The organism is Novosphingobium sp. CCH12-A3, from assembly GCF_001556015.1.
GTDB classification, from domain to species: domain Bacteria; phylum Pseudomonadota; class Alphaproteobacteria; order Sphingomonadales; family Sphingomonadaceae; genus Novosphingobium; species Novosphingobium subterraneum.
Map to the genome: position 1 here is coordinate 1 of NZ_LSIA01000296.1, position 23,979 is coordinate 23,979.

Consider the following 23,979-nt stretch of genomic DNA (forward strand, 5'->3'; position numbering starts at 1 on the left):
GAGCGGATGGGAGTGTCGTTGACGTCAACGGTGAAGTCGCCTTCAGCGAACACGTGCAAATGGTGAAACGCTGATGACCCGCTTGTTGCTGACCACGCTCTGCACCCTGTTGTTGCAACTCGTGCCGATTCCAGTGGCGCATGCCCAGACCTACACGGTCGATGCGATCACCGATGCCAACTTCGGCGACGTCGTCTCCGCAGCCTCCGGGCAGACGGTGTTCCGGTCAAACGCTTCGTCGGGATCGGTCACGGTTGCCTCCGGTTCGGGGGTGCGGCTGTCGAACACGGCAGCAAACGCCGAAGTGACGATTTCGTGCAGCAACACTTTTGCCTGCAATGCGACGAATGTCCAGGTGACGCTGGCACTGGCCGGATCGCCCACAGGACGCGTCGGATACATTACCGCAATCAGCGTTGCGAATGGCACTGCAACGGTAAACTCCGCTTACAGTGCGGGGAACTATGTCGTGATCAATCTGGCACCCATTCCTCGCAGATCTTCACGCACGTTCCTGATCGGCTTCGACCTTCCTGTCGACGGCAACGAGTCCGCATCTCCGACGGGGAGCGCCTCCAGTAGCTACCTTATCACCGCACAGCGCGCGACGGGCGGCGGATCGGATTCGCTTGTCGGCAACATCCTGGCCAAGGTCATCCGCCCTGTCAGCATTGCCAAGACGCAGGACCTGCAGTTCGGCGCGGTCACACGTCCAACGAGCGGTTCCGGCGCGGTCACGCTGACGCCCGATGGGGTCGTCTCGGTCAGCGGAACCAATGTCCGCCGCTTCCCTGCGCCAGCGGCGACAGCAGCCCAGTTCACCGTAAGCGGCGAGGGCGGTCAGGCGGTCACCGTATCGGTGCCGACCACGATGACGCTATCGGGCAGCGGTGGCTCGGTCACGGCTACACTGACCAATGTCGGGGGTGGCCCGCAGGTGCTGAGCGGCTCAACCGGTTCGGCCGGTACGGTGAATGTCAGTGTCGGTGGCTCCGTGCCCCTCAGTGGCTCCTCGGCGCTCGGCACGCTGACAGGGACCGTTACGGTGATGGTGCAGTACAACTAACGTGACGAGCAACCACGCTCCTCACAGAACGAAGTGGTCTCCGGCCGCCCGGACAGTCACTTCGGCAATCGAGACGCCCCAAGGCTGGTCGATTGCATGGATCACGGCATCGGCGATGTGTTCCGGTGCAAGGCTGGCATAGTCCATCGCCTCGGGATCGAGCCGTTCGGGTGGGAACGTCCCCGCCGCCATCTCGCCGACCATCTCCATGAAATCGGGCATGTTGTGTGCAACGATGCCGATACCGGCGGCCTGATTGACCACCGTGCCGGAGAGGCCGGTCGTCGGCACGCCGGTTGGCTTGATCGTGGTGACCTTGATCTTCCCGCGGCTTTCAACCCGCAGCGATTCCGACAGGAAATTCACCGCCGATTTCGATGCACCATAGACCGCCGCGCCGATCACCGGGAAATTGCCATAGATCGAAGAGATGTTGACGATCTGTCCCCGCCCCGCCGCAATCATCGGATCATAGGCCGCGACCATGCCGTTCAGCACGCCCTTGATGTTGATGTCGATGCAGCGCTCCCAGGCGGGATAAGCGGCTTCGTGGTCCGAGAAGAACGCCAGCGGCATGATCCCGGCGTTGTTGACCATCACGTCCACCACACCGAACGCATCGAGCGCAGCGGCGACCAACGCCTTGACCTGCGCCAGGTTACGCACGTCGACAGCCACTGCGTGCGCCTTGCCGCCTGCTGCAATGATGGCATCGGCGACACCTTGAGCAGCAGCGAGGTCGATGTCGCCCAGCGTGACGCTGGCGCCCATTCCCGCCGCCTTCTTCGCGACCAGGCTGCCAAATCCGCCACCGGCGCCCGTAATGACGATCGACTTGCCCGCAATGTGTCCGCTCATGCCCGTGTCCTTCAAAGTGCCGACGGCATTGCGTCGATCAGGATCGTCTTCATCTCGAGATAGGGGAACAGCCCCTCCGGCCCGCCTTCGCGGCCAATGCCCGATTGCTTGAACCCGCCAAAGGGCAGGCCGAAATCCATGCGCAAGCCGTTCTGCCCGAAGCCGCCGGTGCGGACGCGCCGGGCTATGCGGTAGGCTGCGTCGGCATCTGTCGTCAGCACCGAACCGTTAAGGCCATAGACGCTGGCGTTGGCGGTGCGGATCGCATCTTCCTCGTCTTCCACCGGGATCAGGCTGAGGACCGGGCCGAAGATCTCCTCCTGCGCGATGCGGCTTTCGTTCCTCACGTTGGCAAACAGGGTCGGTTCGATGAAATACCCCCGGTTGAGGTGTGCCGGACGCCCGCCGCCGGTGACCAGATCAGCCGTCTGCCTGCCCTCCTCGACATACATCTCGATGCGCTCGAGCTGGCGTTTCATCGCCACCGGACCGAGCTGGGTTTCGGGGTCATCTGAATGACCGATGCGGACCTGCTTCATCTCCGCCGCGATGGCTTCGGCCAGTTCGTCGTGCCGGTGGCGCGGCACGATCACGCGGCTGAGCATTGCGCAGACCTGCCCGCTCATCATCGTGATCGTGCCGGTCAGCATCTTGGCTGCCGCATCGATAGGGAAATCGTCGCGCACGATGGCTGCGGACTTGCCACCCAGTTCCAGCGTGCACCGCGCCATGCGCGCGCCGCAGACACTGGCGATGCGCTTGCCTGCAACGGTGCTGCCGGTGAAGCTCACCTTGTCGACGCCTTCGTTGCAGACGAGATGGTCGCTCGCCTCACGGTGCCCGGTAACAAGGTTCACCACGCCCGCAGGAATGCCTGCCGCCTCTGCCGCCTCGGCAATGATGTAGGCTTCGAGCGGCGTTTCCGGCGATGGCTTCATGATCACCGTGCAACCGGTCAACAGCGCATAGGCGACCTTGTTGGCCATGATCCCGAACGGGCCGTTCCACGGCGCAATGGCCGCAACGACGCCGACCGGCTCGTAGGCGATCAGCGCTGTGTCCGCTGCCATGCTCGGGCGGCGCTCGACGAATTCGAACTGTTCGGCAAACCCGGCGATCTGGCTCAATGCCATGACGCTGCCGCCATGCATTGGCCCGGCAAACGAGGCCAGCCCGCCCATCTGGGCTGTCCAGGCTCTGGCCAGTTCGGGCACGCGCGTTTCGAGGTGGGCCACCATCCGCCGGAACATAGCGATGCGCTCGGCAGGCGGCGTGGTTGGCCAAGGCCCGTGATCGAATGCCATGCGCGCTGCGGCCACGGCAGCATCCATGTCGGCCTCGTCGGCCTCCGCCACGCGCCCCACCACTAGCTCGGTGTTGGGCGAGACCAGTTCGATCATGCGTCCGGAGTGGGCGGGCACCCACCGACCGCCGATGAAGAGCTTGTCGGGATGGGCGACGTTCACGCCTTCTGGTGTCATGGCTTGGTGTCCTCCCACGCCTGCGCCAGCGCGCATTCAACGCGCTCGATCAGGCCGTCCTTGATCGTATAGAATATGAACTGCCGCATTTCCTGCACTTCGCCCACCGCGATCGGGAAGAAGCCGTGCATCCCGCGCGCGTCGAGCGCTTCACGGGAAAGGTCCTTCACCGCTTCCACCCGAATGACAGCATCGATGGCGGTCAGGGTATCGGAACAGGCAAAGTTCAGAACGGTCACGCTTTCCTTCACATGATGGTGAAGGAATGCGTAAAAATCCTTGAGCGCCTGGCGCGAACGGATCTCGACTCCAAAGAACGTCATCAGCGGCGGATCGACATAGAAATCGGCAACCGCGTCATAGTCCTTCGCGTTGAACGCGGCGACATAGCGATCATAGGCTTCGCGCGTCAGCACGGTGGCTCTCCCAGTAGCGGCCGGATTCGGCTCGCATGGAAAAGCTAACATTTGATATGGTTTACGCCAAGCTCAAAAGAATGGGGCGGCCATCGCTGACCGCCCCTTTCCCTAGCGCACTCTGAAATGATCAGAAGCGCTTCTGCACAGTGACTGCCCATTCACGCGGACGACCCACCTGGCTGTAGGCCGTACCGGTGAAGGCATAGACCGATGCGAAGCGGAACGGCGTGTAGTACTCGTTGAAGACGTTCTGCACTTCGAACGAGATCGACAGGTCCTCGGCCTCGTTGCGCCAGGTCAGGCGGGCGTTGCCGATGTCATAGGCGTTGAAGAACTCAATCGGCTGGCCAGCAGCGATGCGGCCGGCGCTGGTCTTGCCCGTGTGCGCAAAGTCAAAGCGCGGGGTGATCGAACCTGCACTGCCGAGATCGGCGCGATACTGGATGCCGAAGCTGTACTTCCAGTTCGGTGTCACGATCGGGTCGGTCAGCAGGATCGCGTTTCCAACGCGTGGATCGATATTCTTGTAGTTGCCGGTCAGGTGGCTGAGCGAGGCATCGATATCCAGACCCTCAATCGGCGAGGCCTGCATTTCGAGCTCGAAGCCCTTGATGCGGCCGTTACCCGCATTCTGGCGCGCACCGCACGGCGCGTTCGAGCCCAGCGACGCACAGGAGATCAGCGGCAGCTGGATATCGTTGTAGTCGTTGATGAACCCGGCGATGTTGATGCGCAGGCGGCGATCGAACAGATCGGTCTTGAGGCCTGCTTCATATGCGGTGACCGTTTCGGGATCGAAGCTGCCGTTGAGCGCCTGCGCGGCGTCAAACGGACGCGCGGTCACGCCGCCGCCCTTGAAGCCCGTTCCGACTGTCACGTAGGCGAGCACTTCCGGGCTGAAGCGATAGTCAGCCGAAAGGCGCCAGTCGACCTTGTCGCCCGAGTAGACGGCCTTCACGCCGTCGAGTGCGCCCAGGTAGATCGACTTGGTGACGCCGTCGAAGTTCTTGCGGACGAAGGTGTAGTCCTTGCTTTCCTTCGTGTAGCGCAGACCGCCAGTCAGCGTCAGGCCATCCATCGGGCGTGCAATCACCGTGCCGAACACGGCCTTGCTATCGGCGTTGACCGGGTCGTTGCCGAGGAACTGGAAGTTCAGGCCCGGCGCGATGTAGCGAATGTCCTGGCGGGTGAAGTAGACCGAGCGCTGGTCGGAATAGAACCCGCCGACGGTCAGGTCGATCATGTCACCAAGCTTGGCGTTGACGCGCAGTTCCTCGCTGAAGAACCAGAACTTCAGGTCGTTGTAGCCCTGACCCGCAATCGCAAGGTCGGGGGTGAAGTCGTCGTCGGTGCCCCACTTCTGGCGGTAGTTGCGGTAGGCGGTGATCGACTGAATGTTGATCGAATCGCTCAGGCCCACGGTCATGTTGGCCGAGAAGCCATAGCCATCGAACTTCAGGCGGTTGGGCATCTCGTAGCCTTGGCTGACGAAGCCGCCCGGCGGGGCGTAGAAGTTCGCGTAAGTGCAGAAGCGGCCGCAGGCATAGGCGTTGGTGATGCGCGCCGGGTTGATCAGCGAGATCACTTCTGCCGCGTTGGTGCGCTCTTCATGCGTATAGTCGCCGATGATGACGAGGTCGAAATTATCGCCCGGATTATACCGCACCGATCCGCGAAGACCGGCGTAGCCCTTCTCGCCGAGCTTATCGATCACACAGTCCTGGCCCGATCCGGGGCGCGCGCTGATACCCTGCGGGTTGCCGGGATTGGCGCAGCCATAGTCGATCTGGTCGACGTAGCCATTCTGGCGCTTGTACACGCCCGAGATGCGGGCATAGAGGTCCTGCGCGAGGATGAAGTTCGCGCTGCCACGGATGTCGACGCGGTTGCGGCTGCCGTAGACCGCCTCGACCATGCCTGAATTCTCGTCGGTCGGTTTCTTGGAGAACAGTTTGATCGCGCCGCCGATTGCGTTACGGCCGGTCAACGTGCCCTGGGGGCCGCGCAGGACTTCCACGCGCTCAAGGTCAAGCAGGTCGAAAATGCCGCCGGTCAGCGTGGCGTAATACACATCATCGACATACATGCCGACGCCCGGTTCGTAGGCGGGGTTGAAGTCGAACTGGCCGATGCCGCGGATCGAAGCGCCCAGCGACGAGCCATAGGCGCCGCCCATCGCATTCAGCGTGACGTTCGGGGCCTGTTGCGCGATCTGCGACAGGTCGGTCTGGTTGCGCGAGGCCAGCAAGGTCGCATCGACGGCAGTGATCGAAAGCGGCGTATCCTGCAGGCGCTGTTCGCGGAACTGCGCGGTCACGACGATCTCGCGCGCCGATTCCGGCGTGCTTTCCTCAGCCTGCGCCTGAGCATCCTGCGCCATGGCCGGCGCGGCAAGACCGAGCATGAGCGCGGCCAGGCTACCTGCGGCTAGCAGGCGCACATGTGACGTGGTACGATGGGCTTGAGCCATATCCCCTCTCCTGTATGGTCCTCTTCGGAACCGGTTGCTGTTTGTTAGTAAGACATACTAATTACCGCTTTGCAAGCCTAACATTTGCGCATGTTCAAGAGGGTGCAAAGTGATGCAGATCGAGCACACTTCAGCACTTGCCGATGGACGGGAACCCGGCAATAGATGCGCCTGATGGATACGCCACCGACCACGGCACAAGCAGACCAGAACATCGCCCTGATCGAGGGTGAGGTTGCGCTGCTGGTCGACCTGCTCAAGCTGGGCACCTTTATCGGCACGCCGATGCGCGAAGGGGTCGCCGATCCGCTTGGCCTTACCACCACTGACCTGCGCATTGTCCTGGCCCTGGGTGGCGAAGGCGAACTGGCCGGCCATGACCTGTCCGAAATCATGGGCGTCCCGCCGATGAACGTCAGCCGTGCGATCGCCGCGCTCATGCAGCGCGGTCTTGTGGAACCCGGGTCCAATCGCCGCAATCGCCGCCGCAAGCCGGTTCGGCTGACCACTGCGGGGCAAGAACTGTTCGCACAGACCATTCCAGCCTTGGCCCACGTCGGCGCAGACCTGTTCAAGGGCGTTCCGGCGCGTGACCGCGAAGCCTTCCGCCGCGTCGCCGCAGCCGTACTCGCTCGCATCGGCCGCTGGGGCGGTTAACCCGCCCCGACGCCCCTTACGGCCACTTTTTTTGCATCCTGGTGAAATCCCCCACGGCAAAGGCCTTGGCCAGCACCGGATGGGCAAAGCTCATCGCCACTTCCTGCCGATGCGGCCAGGTCTGGCGTACGTCGGTATCGGGTAGCAGGCGGTCCGGCCCGATCGGGTTCTCGGGGAAGCACACCGCGGCAGGCTGCAGGTGCGCCACGGTCTTTGACCAGCCAGTCTCGTAATCGGCCTGCCACTGCATCATGTAGTCGAGGCGCTTGATCTTCCAGACGCCGTCTTCCTTGACGTAGTCGTTTTCGTAGATCCCGCTTTCCCAGAACTGCTGCGGCATGCCCTCGGGCTTGTCCCCCAGGATGTCATCGTGCCAGCCGCCTGCAAGAATGCCCCGGAACCGTCCCTTGGCGCTCTGACCGTCGTCAGAAATCGTGATCACGTCCTGCAGCTGGAAGTGGTCGAGCAGCAGCCCATGGACCGGGCCGCGCCGCCCTCCGGTGAACAGGTTCTGGAACCACGTTCCATAAAGCCGCATCACCCCTTCGTAGCCGACGTATTCGCCCGACAGGAACACGACCGCGCCGTCCTTCGCGAACAACCCGGCCACTTCTTCCGGCCGGTTGTAGTCGATGTAGTAGCCGTAGGCCCACTGCAGGCGACGGATCGCGTTGAGATCCTCAAGCTCGGTCACGCGCGCTTCGAGCGCGGCAAGGCGGGCATTCACATCGGTCATGTCTCGACTCTCCCCAGAGTTCTTCGGCAGGGCTAATATTGTAAGCAACACTAACAAATGTCGCCGTGATTGCGAGAGGGAAAAATGAAACCGATTCAAACCTTGCGCGCGAACTGCGCTGCGCTAGGTTTCTCGACTGACGGGAGCTGGAGAACCTGCGATGTGTGATGAGATCACCGAAGCCGAAAACGCTGCATTCTTCCTCAACCGGCGCGAGTTTGCAGGCCTCGGCGCAGGCGCTGCCGCGCTCGCCACGATCCCGGGCTGCGTCACCGCCGCAGAAGCGCCGACCTCCAGCCGCATGGTGACGATCGACACGCCCGACGGCAAGGCTGATGCCTTCTTTGTCTACCCCACCCGCGGCAAGCACCCTGCCGTGATCATGTGGCCCGACATCGCGGGCCTGCGCGATGCCTACAAGACCATGGGCACCCGCCTTGCCGCTGCCGGTTATGCGGTGCTGGTCGTCAACCAGTATTACCGCTCCAGCCCCGCCCCGATCCTCGAGTCACTGATGGCGTGGCGCTCTGACGCCGGGCAGAAGAAGCTTAAGCCCATGATCGCGGCAATCACGCCTTCGGGCACCACCTCGGATGCCGCTGCATTCGTGTCATGGCTCGACATGCAGAAGGAAGTGAACGCCAGGAAGCGCATCGGCTCCGCCGGCTATTGCATGGGCGGCCCCTTCACGGTGCGGACGGCCTTTGCCAACCCCGCTCGCGTCGGCGCGGCTGCCTCGTTCCACGGCGGCGGTCTCGTCGGGCCGGAGGCCGACAGCCCGGTCAACCTGATCGGCAAGACCCGCGCCGCCTATCTCTTTGCCATCGCCCAGAACGATGACGAGCGCGCACCCAAGGAGAAGACGCAGCTTCGCGCGGCAGCCGATGCCGCCAGCCGCCCTGCCGAGATCGAAGTCTACCCTGCCCAGCACGGCTGGTGCACCCTAGACGCCCCGATCTATGACCGTACTCAGGCAGAACGGGCCTGGGGCAGGATGCTCGACCTGTTCAAGGCAAACCTCTGAACCTCCGCCTATTCAAACACGACGAACGGAGCCCAGACGTGCGGATTGGCCGCATCCGGCAGGTCCGGATCGGCCATGGCGCGCAACATGGCCGTACGTAGCGCCTGCGCCGGCTTTCGCCCCTTCGCCGCCTCCTTGAGCACTGTTGCGGCCAGTACCGCCGCCGCATCGTCGCGTACGGGCCAATGCGAAAGCATCAGCGTTCGTGCCCCCGCGTAGCGGAATGCCTGTGCGAGGCCGGAATAGGCCGGGGCTGCCTCACCGTCGCCGGCAGCAGTGTTGCAGGCGGAAAGGATCACCCAGTCGGCATCGAGCCGTAGCGCGCCAATCTCTGACGCGGTCAGCACGCCATCGCTGCTTGATCCTCGCTCCGGTCGGGCCAGCACGAGCGCGGGCTCGGTAACGCCTTCCATTTCCCCGGCGACCAATGCATGCGTGGCAAACAACAGGACGCCGTACTGGTCCAGCCTGGTCTTGGCCAGTTGCTCTTCGCTTGCCTGGTCACCGGTAAGGACGGTTGCCTTGCCAACGCTGCGCGAGACGGCTTCAACTTCGGCCGAGCGCAAGGCGGGCAGCGAGGCGAGCGACTGCGCATCCGCCTGCCCCCCGCGAAAGACAGCACTTGCCAGGAGCGGCCCCTTCCTTGCCGCTTGCGCATCCGCCATGCTGGTGCCGAACGGTGTTGGCGCGCCCAGCGCCAGCATGGCCGAAGCAGCCAGCGCGCGCCGCGGCTGTGCTGTCCGCGCCTGCAATGACGCACCAGCCGACAAGGCATAGCGCATGACGAGAAACGGAGCCTTGCGACCGATCCTGTCGACCGGACGCTCCAGCAAGGTTGCGAACGGGATGGCTGCGGCATCACCACCAGCGACTATCCGCAAGGCCCCTGTCCTGCGCAAATCAGGTGCTATGCCTGCGAAGATCGCGCGATAGAGTTCGTGCGAGCTTGCCGCATCGAAGCTCCGCTGGTCGAGCGCGCGACGCAACCGTGCCGCGCTCGACGCAAAGCTCGCGCGGCTAGGTTGCATCCGCTGCACCACGGCCCGGTCTGGCGAGACCAGCAGGACGAAGGCCGACGTCAACGCCGGAACGACCGCCAGGACAGCCTCGTCCTTTGCCAGCGTGCTCCTGATATCGGCCAGGGGGACGCCTTGGCGAGCGGTAAGCGCGGCCCAGGCAGGATAGCTGCGGGCGATACCGGCACGCTCCTGCTCCAGCGTGGCAAGCGCCACATCGCGAGCCGTACGGGCCGATTGCACGTCGCCGCCATTTCCCAGCAGCAGCAGATAGACCGAATTGGCACGACGGTAGGCCATCTCGGCATCCTGAAGAGTGCGTATGCGCGCTGCCAGCCCGGGGTCTGAAGTCCCCGCCCGGGCCGCGGCAAGCCGTGTCGCCCGCGCAACCTTCGATCCTACCAGCACCTGCGATGCATCGGCCGCCAGTTGAACATCACCATTACGCAGTGCCAGCCGCATTGCCAGTTCCAGCGACAGGCGGTCTGCCAGCACGAGCTCGCCATCCGCACTCGCATCGAGCCGGTCGGTCACCGCGCGAACAAGCGCATAGCCCGGACTTCCGCCGCATTCGGCCGCCGCAATGCCAAGCAAGGCGCCGATAGCGCATGATTGCGCCTTGCCCAGCACGGGCGCTCTTGGGCTGGAGGCGACCGCAAGATGTGCTGTCGCGGCGGCGACCGCACCAGCTTCGTCGCCACTGTCGAGACGCGCCAGCGCTACCGATGGCAGAAGGGTTTCGGCCGTCCCTGCCGCCCTGGTCTTTTCCCAGATCGCGTAGGCCGCATCCAGCGATTGGCGCGCATCGGCCACCTTGCCCTGCCCCAATTGGGCATGCCCGAGAAACGTCAAGGTGCGAAGGCGGTCCGTAGGCGCCGCAAGCGCGCCAAGCTTGTCCTGCGTCGACGTTGCCCCCGACAGGACGCTCACGGCCTCGTCATAGCGCCCGAGATCGGCCAGCAGCCCTCCCAGCGAGGTCAGGCCGGCAGCAAAGTTGACATCGCCGGTGCCAGTGGTGGCGACGCGGATATCGAGCGCATGCCGCGCCACCTCCACCGCCTCACTCCGCTTGCCTCCACCTGCCAGCACCAGCGCCAGCGTCTCGACGGCGCGGACATGCCCCAGGTCGGTCTGCGGCACATGTTGCTTGACCTGCTCGGCTGCAAGCCGCGCCATAGCTTCGGCCTCTTCGAGCCGCCCTGCCCGCGACAGGCGCAACGCCAGATTGTACCGCGCGCTGATCGTCGCCGGATGGAACTCGCCCACGGCGCGCACCCGGGCAGCCAGGCTCGCTTCCTGCGCCTTGACCGAGGCATCGTACTGCCCGAGCTGCATGTACGCGATCGCCAGCGTGTAGCCGATGTTGGATTCGCTCATGTCGAGCGCCGCAGACGACGGCCCCTTGCCGCGCCGCTGCGCCAGATAGGCCGCCCCCTCTCCAAGCCGATCGGCCGCCTGCTGGAACAAGGCCCGGCGGATCGCCACGTCACCGGCAAGGGCAATCGACTGCACATAAGCGTCGGGCGCGAGATCGCGATAGGGCAGGATAACCTCGCGCGCACGCTCGGCATCGGCCAGGGACTTGTCGATCTCTCCTGCCTCGCGCGCATAGCTGGAACGCGCAACAAGAGCACGGGCCAGATAGGGTGCCGTATCCGGCCCCATCGGCAAACCCTCCGCCGCAGCAATGATGGCTTCGGCCGCTTTCAGGCTGGCATCGAAATTGGCCTGGTTGGGATTCGCGTTTTCCCGGTTGATTGCCGCAGTCAGGACTTTGTCGAGCGCGGCGAGCGATGCAGCGGACTTAGCTACGGCATGATTTGGCACCAGTGCAAGACAGGCAAGGCCCGAGACGGCGGCCAGCGCAGCCCTGCGCATCCGAGAAGCCCGCATCTGTGCCCACCCCGTTTCGAAATCCATCCCGCCTTGCTGGATAAGCTAGACGCACGGGACTGTCGATCATCGACAATCAATCGGCATGAAGAGACGTCCATCTGCGCAGCAAAAGCGCGAACCGGACCAAGCCGGAATGCCGCACACCGCCTCGCAAGGCGAATACGCAATCTTCAAAAAGGATGTTGGACCTGATGGCGGATGACCGCCCGATCAAGAAATGGTGCCAGAAGAGGGACCGTGACGTGCGAACAAGGCTTTATATCACAATGCTTTGTTGCCCTGATTCGCTGATTCGATACCGTCAAAAATACCGTATCGCGCTTTGGCTTGGTCCTCGATGAGGACTCAAATCGCTGCCCGCAGTGTTTCGATGCTCAGCGGCCTCCCATATAGCTGTCGGCCCGTGCCCTGGCCAGAAGGGCTTTGAGCGCATCGACCGTCACCAGTGTGCACCTGCCGATCTTGATCGTCTCCAGGTCGCCCGAGGCGATCAACTCGTAGAGCTTCGACCGGCCTATTCCGGTCATCCGCACCGCATCGGGAATCCGGACGGCGAGCGGCTCCGCGCCGTTGGTTCGGATTGCCTTGGGGCTACGATCGAACGGGAGCGCGAGCTGTTCGTCGCTGGCAGGCGACTTGGCTTCCCGGCGCTTCATTCTCCCTGCTCCTGCGCAAGCTTGTCGAGCTGCCGTTTATGCGCTTCGTGGACTTTAGTCCTGAGCGTGGCATCCGGATGGGCAAGCAGAAGGCCATCGAGAGCGCACATGATGAAGATCAGCCGGCGCTTGATGAACTCAGCGTTCTGCCTCGCCTCCTCGCGCAGCTCTTGCCCCTGGAAGAGGTCTGTGACGATGGCCCCGATCCACTGGCTGCGGCTCTGCTTGGCGCGGGTGGCTTCATCCTGAACCCAGGCGGCGACATGCTTGGGCAGGTAGGTCTGGATGGAAACATTGCGTGTCATACTGGACTCCATGTTGGTGGAGCCTGGAACACACTGCGAAAGGCAAGTTTGTTCTACTTATGTTCGAATGGGCCGTCAAGCCTGCTGAAGATGCCGCATTTCCTCGCCTTTCGGCCTGATGTGATTTGCGGGCAAACCCAAGTCTGCCGGCAAGTCAGATTTGACGGAGAAGTTGCCATTTTCTCAGGATATAAGCAAGATATTGATATTATAATGGTTTTATAAAAACCTCACCTGCGATTTGTCGCGTTCGGTGTGCTCTACACTGTGCCCAACTTTTGTGGCGGGTCCCGGATTTGTCCCTGGTATACCACGCGCCCGTCCTGCGATGCCTTACCTGCGGGACGGCATGTGCCAACCTCGCCGACATCTGAACTTGGCATCGACTCGCCAGGCGGTATGATGCGTGGAAGCAAAAGCTGAATATCGCTGTGGGTTTAGCCGCGAGTATTGGTTTTGCTTTCCGTTTAAGGGGGGCTGATCTTGACGACTTCGTTTCAAACCAATCCTGTGTCGTTGAAAGATCTCATGCGCGAATGCCATGAGGGGAAGTTGCAGCTTCCAGATTTTCAGCGCGGGTGGGTTTGGGATCAGGACCGGATCATCGATCTGCTTGCCTCAATCTCTGAAGGTTTTCCTGTCGGCGCCTTGATGACATTGGATGCGTCGGGTGAGGTTTCTTTTGCTGTGCGACCCGTGGAAGGCGCTCCTGCACCGATTAAGCCTCTTGAAGCATATTTGCTCGATGGCCAGCAGCGGATGACCTCGCTCTATCAGTCGACCTTCTCGCCTGTGCCTGTGTCTACGCAGACGGCCAAGAAGCGGCCGATCAAGGTGCATTTCTATTTCGACATCCGCGCCGCTCTCGATCCGGATGTGGCGCGATCCGATGCCGTGATCGCCGTGCCGGAGGACCGGATCATCCGGGAGAATTTTGGCCGTGACGTGAAGCTTGATCTGTCATGCGAGGAGCACGAATTCGAGGCGCTGCATTTTCCCATCGATCGGATTTTCGATGAGAACCGGTGGCAGATCTCAGCAGCACAATGGATGGCGAAGGACCCTGTTGCCCGGCAGGAGAAATGGGAGCTCATCAATCGCTTCGCCCAAGAGGTCGTGAACAACTTTACGTCCTACCACGTGCCTGTCATCAAACTTGGCAAGGACACGTCGCGGGCCGCCGTTTGCCTCGTGTTCGAGAAGGTCAATACCGGGGGCAAGCCGCTCGACGCCTTCGAGCTTGTCACTGCCATGTATGCGTCGGAGGAATTCCATCTCCGCGACGATTGGAAAGCCCGCCGCGACCGCCTGATCAACCAGAAGGTGCTTGCGAAAATTGAGCCTGTTGAGTTTTTGCAGGCCGTTTCGCTGCTTCATACCAAGGAACGCCGAGACGAAGCGATTGCCGCCGGATTGGAGCCACCCGCGATCAGCGCCACGCGCAACAGCCTGCTGCAGGTGCCATTGGCCGCCTACCGGAAGTGGGCAGACAAGGTTGAGGCCGGATATGTGGCTGCCGCGAAGTTCCTCCATTCCCTGAAGATCTTCAACTCGCGCGACCTGCCATACCAGACGCAACTGGTGCCGTTGGCCGCGATACTCGCTGAGCTCGGCACGGCCTGGGAAAACGATGCCGTGCGCCAGAAGCTGGCCAAGTGGTACTGGTGCGGTGTTTTCGGCGAACTCTACGGATCGGCAGTGGAAAGCCGCTTCGCGCTCGACATTCGGGACTTCTCGCCCTGGATCAATGGCGGAGCCGAACCGCAAACGGTCCAGCGCTCAAGTTTCGAGGAAAAGCGCCTTCGCACTCTCCGCTCGCGTCTGTCCGCAGCGTACAAGGGCGTCCACGCCTTGCTGATGAAGTCCGGGGCCGAGGATTTCAAATCTGGCCAGCCCTATGACCAGACCGTGTTCTTTGATGAGAACGTGGACATCCACCACATCTTCCCCGAAGCTTGGTGCAAGAACCAGAAGATAGAGCCCGCGATCTACAACAGCATCGTCAACAAGACCCCGCTGGCGTCCGCCACCAACCGTATGCTGGGCGGTGTTGCTCCGTCGGCCTACCTTGGCCGATTGACGAAGGGGAATGACAGCAACCCACCCATCGCAGCTGATCGGCTGTCTGCCATTCTGGCAAGCCACGAGATTGACGAGACGCTGCTGGCTTCAGACGATTTCAACGGCTTCATGGATAAGCGTCGTTCCAGCCTGCTGTCTCTGATCGAAGCTGCGATGGGTAAGGAAGCCGTGCGCGAGAGCATCCTGCCGATGAACCAGGATGACGATTATTATGGCGAGGAGGAACTGGAGGTAGCGGCTTGACGCCGACGCCAGACCGTCCCCTCACGCTCCATCACCAAGGCATTGCATGACTCCGCAGGAATTTCTCAACAAATGGCGCCAAGTCGAGCTCAAGGAGCGTTCGGCGTCACAAAGCCATTTCATTTATCTCTGCGCCTTGCTGGGTGTGCTTGATCCCATCACCAACCTGTACAACGCTCGCCCCGCCTGGCTCGACCATGCCCACCGCGTGCTCGATGAAGCGGTGGCCGATGCCTATGGCTGGGGCGATGATTTCCGCGCCGGCCTGCTGACCGACGACGAAATCCTCGCCCGCCTGTTCCGGCTCAATCAGAAGCGGGCGGGCAAGTGAGCAGATTCGACATTATCGAAGCTATGCGCCAACTTGGTCTGGAAGGCGCTCTCGCCATTGAGAGCAACTTGCAGACGATCTCCGACCTTGTTGATTTCCACTACGACGATCACCAGCGTTTGCAGACCATCCGACGCGGGCTTCAGACATATCATCATCCACTTGCGCGCTCGATAGTTGCAAAGATCGATTCACACCTATCCAGCTACGGTGATTTCGAATCTCATGATCCAGATCATGCCGAAGACTCGCTTCCGAGCGCAATACCAGCATCCGAGGTAAGACAAGTGAATCGTCCACTGTTCAACAAGTCACTGGAAGATCTCACGGAGATAGTCACCCGGAACTTCGGAAACCTTGCCGAGCTTGATCTGGTCCGCTGTGAGTTGGTCCACCGGCATAGCGATGGCGCGAGGCGACTGCTGAGCGGCGTCGAACAGCGGATCGCCGCGTTGAAGGAAGCCAAGCCGGCACCGGGTAAATCCGAGGCGGCCTCGCCGAAACCAACACCGCCGCGCCATCCGCAAATGCGGCAATGGACGGATGAGGCCGTCGCCAAGCTGCGGGCCAAACTGATCGACCTGTCACGCCGGTCACCATTGATCGCGTTCAAGCACACTTCGCGCAGCGCCAGCCAGCTGAGGTTCGTCGACGAGCGCCCCGATCTGCTGTTCGAGCAGCTGTGCGCAGGAAGCATGGGCTTCGAACCCCTGCCGGGGGAGGAGCAGACCCCGGCCGATGAGCGAACCCCGACGTTCGGCATCGCCTATGAGCGTGCGCGGCTGACTGACCCGGAGTTCCTTGTCGCAACCGAAAAGCTTGGCGACGCCGAAGGCGACGTGCGTGCCTGGCAGGAAGCCGAGCGTGGCCTGCGCACCCGGGTTCGCCAACAGCTTGGCCTGCCCAAGCTGGACTATGGCAAGGGCCTGGACGTCGCGGCGCTGGCGCGCGCGCACGGGTTCGACCCCTCATATGAGCTCAAGATGAGCGACGACGGCGATGTCGCCGCTCATCACGAGGATGACCAGATCCGCGTGCTGCTGACGCGCAAGGAGCTCGACCGACGGCTGAAGTCCATCGACGACCGCGCCACCAGCCATTTGCGCGAAACGGGGCACCATACGCTCCACCTCGCCTTCGGATTCGTGCAGTGGTTCGAGGACGATGAATCCGATGTTGCCTCGCATGCACCGTTGCTGCTGTTGGCGGTCAAGCTCGCCAAGGACGAAGGGCGGGCGAAGAAGGACTATCGGCTCAACGTCTGGGAAGGCGGGCTCGAGGTCAACGTCGCCCTGATCGAGAAGGCACGCGAGCATTGGGGGCTTACCCTTCCCGCCTTGCGCGAAAATGAGACGCCGGAGTCCTATTTCGTGCGGGTGAAGGCGGTGCTCGCCCAAGGGCAGCGGCTGACCCTGCGGGCCTTTGTCACGCTCTCGGTTCTGCCGCCGATGATCCTGTGGCGCGATCTCGATCCCGAAAAATGGCCCGACGGCGCCTTTGCGTCGCACCGATTGCTGCCGGGCCTCGTCGGAGCTGCAGAGATCGCCGGAGTCGATGGTGACGACACCATTATCGACATCGACGATCCGGTGCATGAGGCACGTGTTCCCGCGCTCATCACCGATGCCGATGCTTCGCAGCACAAAGCCATCATGGACATGGCCGCTGGCCGTGACATGGCGATCGAAGGCCCGCCGGGAACGGGCAAGTCACAGACGATTACCAATATGATCGCCACCGCCCTTTCGCAGGGCAAGCGCGTGCTGTTCGTAGCCGAGAAGCAGGCTGCGCTCCGCGTCGTTTCCGACCGGCTCAGGGTCGCCGGCTTCGGTCCGCTGCTCCTCGAGCTTCATGGCGACAAGGCAAGCCGGGCCGAAGTCTACGCTGGCGTGCGCGAGCGCATCGGTGCCGCGCCGCGGCTCGACGCGCGCGCGCTGGAGGAAAAGCGGAGCGAGCTTCGCCGGCATCGTGATCTGCTCCGGCGCTATCTCTCGCTGGTCCGCATGCCCCTGGGCAAAAGCGGGATGACGGCACATGCCTTGGCCTGGCGGGAAATCCGTCTGCGCAAGCTTTTCGGCCGTGACCAGGTCAGGGCGGTTGAGGCACGGTGGCAATCCAAGGGCGTGACCGAGCTCAATCCGGCCACGTTGAAGGAGAACCGCGAGGTACTGGCGCAATTCGGGAAGGCCTTGCTCGCCACGCAGCCACGGGAGGGGGGTGCAGCCACTCGCTGGACGCTGGCGGAAAAGCTCAACCCGTTTGACCAGAGCGCGGCGCTTGATGCCGCCGCCGCCGCCGGGCAGGCTGCAGGTGCAGTTGCCGAAGTCGCTGCTCGGCTCGCCGAACTAGGCATTGTTTTGCCAGCGCCTGGAGAGGATGAAATCCCAGAAGCTAGCGAGCAACTGTCGGCTCTCCCTACGTTCACCTGTTCTGACGAAACGATTGTCGGGGCGGCGCTTCATCATCGTTCCGCATGTCTGGAGCTTTTGTCGGCGCAGGCTGAGTGGCAGAAACTACGGGATGACATAGCAAATGACGTAGAGCGCCCCGAGTCTGTTTCCTTGGTGGCCGCACAAACCTTGGCTGCAGCCTTGCGCGTCAACCGCTGCCCGAAGACACTTGCCGATGCGCGGCACGTTCAGGCCCTGCATGAACGGCTCGGCGCATCGCTGACCGGAGCTGGTCGCGACCTCGAGCGTTTGAGCGATAAGTTGGCGGAGGGAGCGGGCACCTCCACCGGGAAGGCCCAAAAGGTCGCTCTGACCTTGGCCCGGATCGGGCAGGCTAATCCATCGATTAGTGCTCTTCTGTCAAACAGCCTTGTTGAGGCAGCGTCAGACGGAGTGATCGCCGCTGCCTCGCGCGAGGCAGCGGCACTGCTGGCGGAGCGCGAGGCCGTTGTCGCGCTGCTTCAGCCTGACGCGCTAAACGTGGACCCGGCCGAATTGGAAGAGCTTTCGGACACTATCGAATCCACGGGGGCGGTGGCGCGGCTCTTCAGCAGCAGGTATAAGACCGCATGGCGGCGCGCGGGTCGGATCTGCACGGACGCCTCTGACCGTCTCCAAACGGCGTTCCTCTTGCGCAGAGTGGCCAGCTACATCCGGGGGCGGCGGACGTTCCATGATGATAACAAGGCCCGGGCGCTATTCCCGGCGATGCTTTGGGATGGTCATGAAAGCGATTTCGGATCGCTCGCCGCCGCGCGAGCTCTAATTGGCGAAGCAGCGGCTCAACTCGCGACGCTAGACGAGGCAGGCGCACTGCGTGGCTGGCTAGCCGCTGATGAAACGGAGCGCCAAACGCTGTCCGCCAGTTGCGATCGGCTCGCCGGCTTGCTCGCTGAAATGGTCGAAGCAGGTCTGGCGGACGTCGCGCTCGGTGATTTGGGGGATAACTGTTCCTCCAGAGCGACCGAGATGCAGAGCATTACCGAAGCCAGCACAGCAATGGGCCTGAGGGTTGATGCTCCTTACCGCCGTGAGACGGGCGGGACTATTGCGGAAGCAGTGCTACAGTTGCATGCGGCGAAGGGCGCCTTTGACTCGCTTCACGATCAGCCCATGTTCAGCTGGGTGGGAGACGTGACGGAGCCCCTCCACAACCTGCAATCTAGCTTGGCAGAGCTTGAGGCTTTGCGTTCGGTTGGCGGCCCTATCAACATTCCAGCGCTAATCAGCGGAACCGCTACGCCAGTCGCGTTGCTCTCAGCGGTTAAAGCTTTTGCATCGGAGCTGCACCGTGTCGTTGAGAGTTGGGAGACCGCATCCGATCAACTCTGGGACGAGGCCGAACTCGACACTGCGGACCTGTGTGACGAGCTGAACTGGGAACAGGCATCGACCATACTTCGCGAACTTAGCGCTGACCGGCGGGGGATTAGCCTGGCCGCAGACCTTCTAAAATACCGAGCGGCGGTTGCGGCACGCGACCTCACGCCGTTCGCAGATGCTGCAACGTCGAAGGAAGCACCCGCTGACCTGATTGGCGATCTCTATGAGCTGGTCGCAGTCTCGGCGCTCTTGCGCTCTTATCTAGGGGGCGACGGGCAGGAGCTTGGACGTCTTGGCAGCCTGTCGCTCGATGCGGCAAGGCAGTCGTTCAAGCGGGTCGACAAAGACCTTCACAAGCTCGAAGCCGCAGCGATCGTTGCGCGGCGCCTTTCTGACAAGCCGCCAATAGGAATCGGGTATGGAAAGAAGGCCGACTTCACGGAGCTGCGCTTGCTGGAAAACGAGGTGGGACTCACCCGGCCGCGAACGCCGCTCCGCGATGTTGTGCACCGCGCCGGTCAGGCGTTGCAGGTGTTGAAGCCTGTCTGGATGATGTCGCCGACATCCATTGCCCAATTCATCCGTCCCGGATCGCTTAATTTCGACCTACTCATCATCGACGAAGCCTCGCAGATGCGGCCGGAATTCTCGGTGAGCTGCATCATGCGAGCCGATCAGTTCGTCGTCGTGGGCGACGCCAATCAGCTACCGCCTAGCGACCATTTTCAGGTGGCCAGTCTGGATGACGGGGACGACGATGGCGACGGGGTAGGGGTCAATGACGGGACCGAGTCCATCCTGGACCTCGCGAACCAGCGGTTCCGGACAAAGCCGCGCCTGAAGTGGCATTACCGCTCCCAACACGAAAGCCTGATCCAGTTTTCAAATCGTGAGTTTTATCACCGCGATCTCGTCGTGTTCCCCAGTCCGATGGCGAACGATGACGCGCTCCTGGGCGTGAAATGCTTCTACGCCCCCTCCTTCTACCCGGACACGGTCTACGAGTCCTCCATCAACCAGCGTGAGGCGGAGTTGGTGATCGAGCAGGCCTTTGGCCTAATGCAGACCCATCCCGAGCGGTCCATCGGGATTGTGGCGATGAATGCCAAGCAGACGGAGCTGCTCCAGAACGAGTTCGACCGGCTGATCGTTGAAGAGGAGCGGGTCCGCAAATATGTCGAGGCCTTTGCCGGGACGATCGACGAGTTCTTCATCAAGAACCTTGAAAATGTTCAGGGCGACGAGCGCGACATCATCCTGATCTCGACTGTCTACGGCCCCGACAAGAATGGAGCCGTGCGGCAGAACTTCGGCCTCATGAACCGTGAGGTCGGTTGGCGGCGCTTGAACGTCCTGGTCACCCGGGCGAAAATGTCCTGCCGCCTGATCACGTCCCTACGGCCAGACGACGTGAAGGTGACCGAGAAGTCGTCAAGGGGCGTGATCGCGTTCAAAAGCTATCTGAACTATGCTCACGGGGGCGCCCATTACGAGGATGCGGCTGGCGGCGAGACCGACAGCGACTTCGAGATTTTTGTCGCCGATGCATTGCGAGGAGGCGGCTACGACGTTGTGTATCAAGTGGGCGTCGAAAAATTTAGAATTGATCTTGGAGTGCGACATGCGAGCTGCCCAGTAGGGTTCATCGCCGGCATCGAGTGCGACGGTGCGCCATACCACTCAGGCTTGAGCGTCCGCGACCGCGACCATATCAGACAGACTATCCTCGAGAACCTTGGTTGGAACATCTATCGGGTGTGGTCGACTGACTGGTTTACCGATCCTGCACGCGAAACAGCAAAGCTGCTGTCATGGCTGCAACAGGTTCGCGAACGGATTGCTCGAGAGCTTGGTTCACAGGCGCAGCCTGCCCAAGTGCTCAAGCCAAAGAAGCGGAGCGCAGCTGCGCCGGTCCCGCCGATTGAAAGCCGACCGACAGTTGACGCGTCAGAGACCGTTGTTGCCTCGGAAGCACCCGCTGCCGACACCCCGACCGGCCCGCGTGAACCACGGGGGCGTGAGCTCCGATCAATCGGAGATTTCCAGACTTATGAGGCGATCAGGGGCAATCTCTACGAGATATGGAGAGGCGAAGCATTCCTGGGCGAGGTTGAGGTGGTGCGCCGTGCTACCTCAGCGCCGCGGCTTTACGGCGATCGTGCGATGGCGGCCCAATCCGAGTATGAGGGGCGGGTCGAAGCAACGGGCGACGCCTTCCGGTCCTATGACTTGTACGCCGCTATGCGCGAGGTAGCATCGCGCGCAGGTCGTGAGCCAGAGGAAGATTGAAACTTACTCTTCAACCAACGCCGCTGATTTTACCTGCTGTTTGTTTCAGTGCTTGAAGCAATGCTCTCGATGCCAGGCCAGGAAGGCCGGATGTGGGCGCTCTAGAGGTCGCTGTGGTGGGATGGCGAAGCCGGTCCTGTTGATCAGAGAGCGGATGCTGTCGGGGTCGTTCGCCTGCCGGCTGACGAGAATCTCAAGGTCGTCATTCAATCCGATCAGGCCCCTATCGAACATCCAGTGGACGGTCCCTGAAAGGGCAATCCCATTCGTCACGATGTCCGGCCCGCCACGATCCACGGGCCGGATATGGGCTGCCTCGACCTCGGCCCGGCCGCCGCCATTGATCAGCTTCAGCCCGGTTACCGCGCAGCGGGCATCATAGGCCTCGACAACACGACGGCGGAACAGGCGGTCACGGACCAGTCGTGAACCGAGATTTGCCACGCGGTCGCGTTCGATCTCGAACTGGAACGGTGAGCGCTCCTCGCGCAGCAGGTTCTCGGGCGTCTCGTCGATCCTCGGCAGGAAGCCGTCATCTTCCGCGAGGCCAAGGTCGATGATGCGGTTGAAGTCCTCGATAGATAGGGGCCTGACAGCGGATTGGGCGCGCCCCGAAATCTTCCCCTGCTCGTTGAGAACTCCACGTTCGACTAGCCCCAGGGGACCGTTGAACGCGACCGGGTTGGGGAAGTCCAGGTAGGTCCCGGGTTCGATCAGGGCGAGATACATGTCCCTGGCGGTCGGGTCCGGCACGACATGAGCTACTTTGGCCACCGCAAAGTATCCGCGCGTGTCGCGGATCTTGCTTGGCTCGTAGTAGATGATCCAATCGCCAATACAGGCGCTGACGCGGGTCAGGTATTGTCGCGGGAACTGGTACTGCTCCGCCGGGCTGTCGTCGTAGATAGAGTCCGTGCGATGAACGAAGATGCCTTTGGTCATGACGCTCCCGCTTCCCTGTCAGCAGAATAGGCGCTTGCGCCTATCATCGGTACGTCGTCCGTAGGCGCGTCAGCGGTGTCGGGCAGGCCTTCCTTTTCGGCGTGCGCCCTGACTTCGGTTGCCCGCTCCTCGATCTCCTTGGCGAAGACTTCCAGCATCGGGGAACCTGCTGGCATTGCTGCTACCTCCTCGACCGCTGCGGGCAGTTCGCGCAGCAACCGCGCCGTCACCTGTTCCACCCGCTGCACCGTCCCCCGCGCTGCCAGTCCTGCGGCTTCTGCCATGCGGCGCCAGTGGCGGCCGAAGATGTGCTGGGCGTGGTTCTGGGTGATGTTCGCCCAGGCAAGGCCGGACATCAGGTCATAGAGCGGGGCAAGCTGTGGCGCGCCCGGGCCGAGCAGGATCGAGTAGTTCTTAGCGTGGGAGTCCACGTTGCCGATGGCCGCGTTGAAGATCACGGCGTCGAGCAGCCGGTTGATATCGCGCGCGGTCATATGCTGGCGGACGAGGGCGAACATGTCTGCAATCGAAGGACCGCGCGTGCCGGTGCCGTTGAACTCATACTTGGCGGCGGGCGGACGGCCGAGGGCCTGGCAGAAATCCTCCTGATGCAGGCGGCGGACATTGTTGCCGGTGCCTGTCCGATCATAGCGCTCGACCAGCAGGTAGCTGCGTTCCCCTGCAACGCCGGTCGTCACCGGCGCGACGTTGAGGCCGATGCGGCGGGCGAGGACCATGCACAGCGCCTCGTTCTGGACGCTGCCGGGCAGGCGTGGATTGTCAGGCTTGAGGATATGTGTCGACGGCGCACCGTTGATCGGCACGGCGATCTGACCGTTGATGATCGCCACCGGCAGCTTTTCCTGGGCGCCGGCGAGGCTCATCGATACGCCGTCTTCGCCCACCAGAAATGGCCGCGCGGGCAATTCCTCGATGATCCGTTCAAGTGCAGCAGCATCCGGGATCGGGCGATAGCCTTGCTCGCCGCGCAGTTGCTGCGGTGCGATGCTGAGTGCGCCTGCCAGATCGTTGCCGGTCCGTGCTATCAGGCCGAGCACGTCCTCTGGTGCAGCGCCGAGCGCGCGCGTCATGGCGCGCAGGGGTTCGCCTTCCGGCAGGAGGTTCATCAGCCAGGGAAGAACTCGATCCCCCTCATAGGGTTCTGGCCGGATGGGCATGGCCAGCGAGACCGAGAAGTTGTCAGCGGATGAACCCCACGCATCCGCATAGGCAAGGCGGGTGCCCTGCGCGTCCGCGCTGATCGTGGCGACTAGGCGGTCTTCGTAGTGAACGGGAAGGTCCACGGTCAGGCCTGCGAAATGCCGGTCGCGGTGAGCCGCAAGCCCACAGCCTTGGCGGCGGCGAGTGCCTTGCCGAGTTGCGCGGTGGGCTTTCCTGCTTCCAGATCGACAATGAAGCGTTCGCCGCTGTTGATTGCGAGCGCCAGCTCCCGCTGGGTAAGGCCAAGGGCCTTGCGGGCCGAGGCGACGGCTGCGCCGAATTGGGTTGCGTTGTCGATCATGTCAGTCTTACCGAGCGGGAAGTTCTCATATGTGCTGTAGAGTTTCAAGAGCATTTCTTCCCGATCGGGAAGGAAGTCCCTTGATGTTGAGGTCTATCCGGAAATTCTTACCGCTCGGTAAGTTTATTGGTGGCTGAGCGGATGTTCCGTGCTATTGAGTCGCCCGTGAAAAACTCTGAAGCCTTTGGGAATGCGTGGGTTTTAGCGGATTTG

The 23,979-nt window shown here is 62.3% G+C and carries 17 protein-coding genes; 6 read left to right on the forward strand and 11 right to left on the reverse strand.

Annotated features, from left to right (window positions below; translation table 11 throughout):
* Positions 1–73: 73 nt before the first annotated feature.
* On the forward strand, positions 74–1,066 hold the full coding sequence (locus AX703_RS24610) for a DUF4402 domain-containing protein (protein ID WP_062347982.1): 993 nt from the start codon (positions 74–76) through the stop codon (positions 1,064–1,066).
* 21 nt (positions 1,067–1,087) lie between these two features.
* On the opposite strand, the gene AX703_RS24615 is transcribed toward AX703_RS24610, so the two are convergent.
* The 4 genes from AX703_RS24615 to AX703_RS24630 form a co-directional block, all read right to left on the reverse strand.
* Positions 1,088–1,924: an SDR family oxidoreductase gene (locus tag AX703_RS24615; protein ID WP_062347984.1), complete on the reverse strand. Its 837-nt coding sequence runs from the start codon at positions 1,922–1,924 to the stop codon at positions 1,088–1,090.
* 11 nt (positions 1,925–1,935) lie between these two features.
* A complete protein-coding gene (locus AX703_RS24620) occupies positions 1,936–3,405 on the reverse strand; it encodes an aldehyde dehydrogenase (RefSeq protein WP_062347986.1) in 1,470 nt (489 codons plus the stop codon).
* Positions 3,402–3,821 carry a nuclear transport factor 2 family protein gene (locus tag AX703_RS24625; protein ID WP_062347988.1) on the reverse strand — a complete coding sequence of 140 codons (420 nt, stop codon included), beginning with the start codon at positions 3,819–3,821 and terminating at the stop codon, positions 3,402–3,404. Before AX703_RS24625 ends, AX703_RS24620 begins: the two co-directional genes overlap by 4 nt.
* A 130-nt stretch (positions 3,822–3,951) precedes the next feature.
* Positions 3,952–6,294 (reverse strand): TonB-dependent receptor, encoded by a 2,343-nt coding sequence (locus tag AX703_RS24630; RefSeq protein ID WP_039336476.1) that lies wholly within the window; start codon positions 6,292–6,294, stop codon positions 3,952–3,954.
* A gap of 174 nt (positions 6,295–6,468) precedes the next feature.
* Here AX703_RS24630 and AX703_RS24635 point away from each other — a divergent pair, with 174 nt between their 5' ends.
* Complete coding sequence (locus AX703_RS24635; RefSeq protein WP_169745737.1) at positions 6,469–6,951, forward strand: MarR family winged helix-turn-helix transcriptional regulator; 483 nt, start codon at positions 6,469–6,471, stop codon at positions 6,949–6,951.
* A 16-nt stretch (positions 6,952–6,967) separates the two neighbouring features.
* On the opposite strand, the gene AX703_RS24640 is transcribed toward AX703_RS24635, so the two are convergent.
* Positions 6,968–7,687: a nuclear transport factor 2 family protein gene (locus AX703_RS24640; RefSeq protein WP_039336472.1), complete on the reverse strand. Its 720-nt coding sequence runs from the start codon at positions 7,685–7,687 to the stop codon at positions 6,968–6,970.
* A 160-nt stretch (positions 7,688–7,847) separates the two neighbouring features.
* Here AX703_RS24640 and AX703_RS24645 point away from each other — a divergent pair, with 160 nt between their 5' ends.
* The gene (locus AX703_RS24645; protein ID WP_039336470.1) at positions 7,848–8,711 is read left to right on the forward strand and encodes a dienelactone hydrolase family protein; all 864 of its coding nucleotides are present in this window, start codon (positions 7,848–7,850) and stop codon (positions 8,709–8,711) included.
* 8 nt (positions 8,712–8,719) lie between these two features.
* Here AX703_RS24645 and AX703_RS24650 read toward each other — a convergent pair whose 3' ends face one another.
* The 3 genes from AX703_RS24650 to AX703_RS24660 form a co-directional block, all read right to left on the reverse strand.
* Complete coding sequence (locus AX703_RS24650; protein ID WP_062347990.1) at positions 8,720–11,605, reverse strand: CHAT domain-containing tetratricopeptide repeat protein; 2,886 nt, start codon at positions 11,603–11,605, stop codon at positions 8,720–8,722.
* 392 nt (positions 11,606–11,997) lie between these two features.
* Positions 11,998–12,279, reverse strand: coding sequence for a helix-turn-helix domain-containing protein (locus AX703_RS28580; protein WP_062347993.1), 282 nt, complete (start codon positions 12,277–12,279; stop codon positions 11,998–12,000).
* On the reverse strand, positions 12,276–12,584 hold the full coding sequence (locus AX703_RS24660; RefSeq protein ID WP_156452203.1) for a hypothetical protein: 309 nt from the start codon (positions 12,582–12,584) through the stop codon (positions 12,276–12,278). The genes AX703_RS28580 and AX703_RS24660 overlap by 4 nt, the downstream gene beginning before the upstream one ends.
* A 528-nt stretch (positions 12,585–13,112) precedes the next feature.
* Between AX703_RS24660 and AX703_RS24665 the strand changes: the two genes are divergently transcribed.
* The 3 genes from AX703_RS24665 (at position 13,113) to AX703_RS24675 (ending at position 21,302) form a co-directional block, all read left to right on the forward strand.
* Complete coding sequence (locus AX703_RS24665) at positions 13,113–14,909, forward strand: DUF262 domain-containing protein (protein ID WP_062347997.1); 1,797 nt, start codon at positions 13,113–13,115, stop codon at positions 14,907–14,909.
* A 46-nt stretch (positions 14,910–14,955) separates the two neighbouring features.
* Entirely contained in the window at positions 14,956–15,240 is a 285-nt protein-coding gene (locus AX703_RS28105) for a hypothetical protein (RefSeq protein WP_062348000.1), read from the forward strand.
* Positions 15,241–15,767: 527 nt separating this feature from the next.
* Positions 15,768–21,302, forward strand: coding sequence for a DUF4011 domain-containing protein (locus AX703_RS24675; protein ID WP_231735689.1), 5,535 nt, complete (start codon positions 15,768–15,770; stop codon positions 21,300–21,302).
* A gap of 45 nt (positions 21,303–21,347) precedes the next feature.
* On the opposite strand, the gene AX703_RS24680 is transcribed toward AX703_RS24675, so the two are convergent.
* From AX703_RS24680 to AX703_RS24690, 3 genes are read right to left on the reverse strand one after another with little or no spacing between them, the layout of a single operon-like run.
* Positions 21,348–22,244 carry an HNH endonuclease gene (locus tag AX703_RS24680; RefSeq protein WP_062348005.1) on the reverse strand — a complete coding sequence of 299 codons (897 nt, stop codon included), beginning with the start codon at positions 22,242–22,244 and terminating at the stop codon, positions 21,348–21,350.
* Positions 22,241–23,548, reverse strand: a complete 1,308-nt coding sequence (locus AX703_RS24685) for a type II toxin-antitoxin system HipA family toxin (protein WP_062348007.1) — start codon at positions 23,546–23,548, stop codon at positions 22,241–22,243. The genes AX703_RS24680 and AX703_RS24685 overlap by 4 nt, the downstream gene beginning before the upstream one ends.
* Positions 23,549–23,550: 2 nt before the next feature.
* Entirely contained in the window at positions 23,551–23,814 is a 264-nt protein-coding gene (locus AX703_RS24690) for a helix-turn-helix domain-containing protein (RefSeq protein ID WP_369821058.1), read from the reverse strand.
* Between the last annotated feature and the right edge of the window lie 165 nt (positions 23,815–23,979).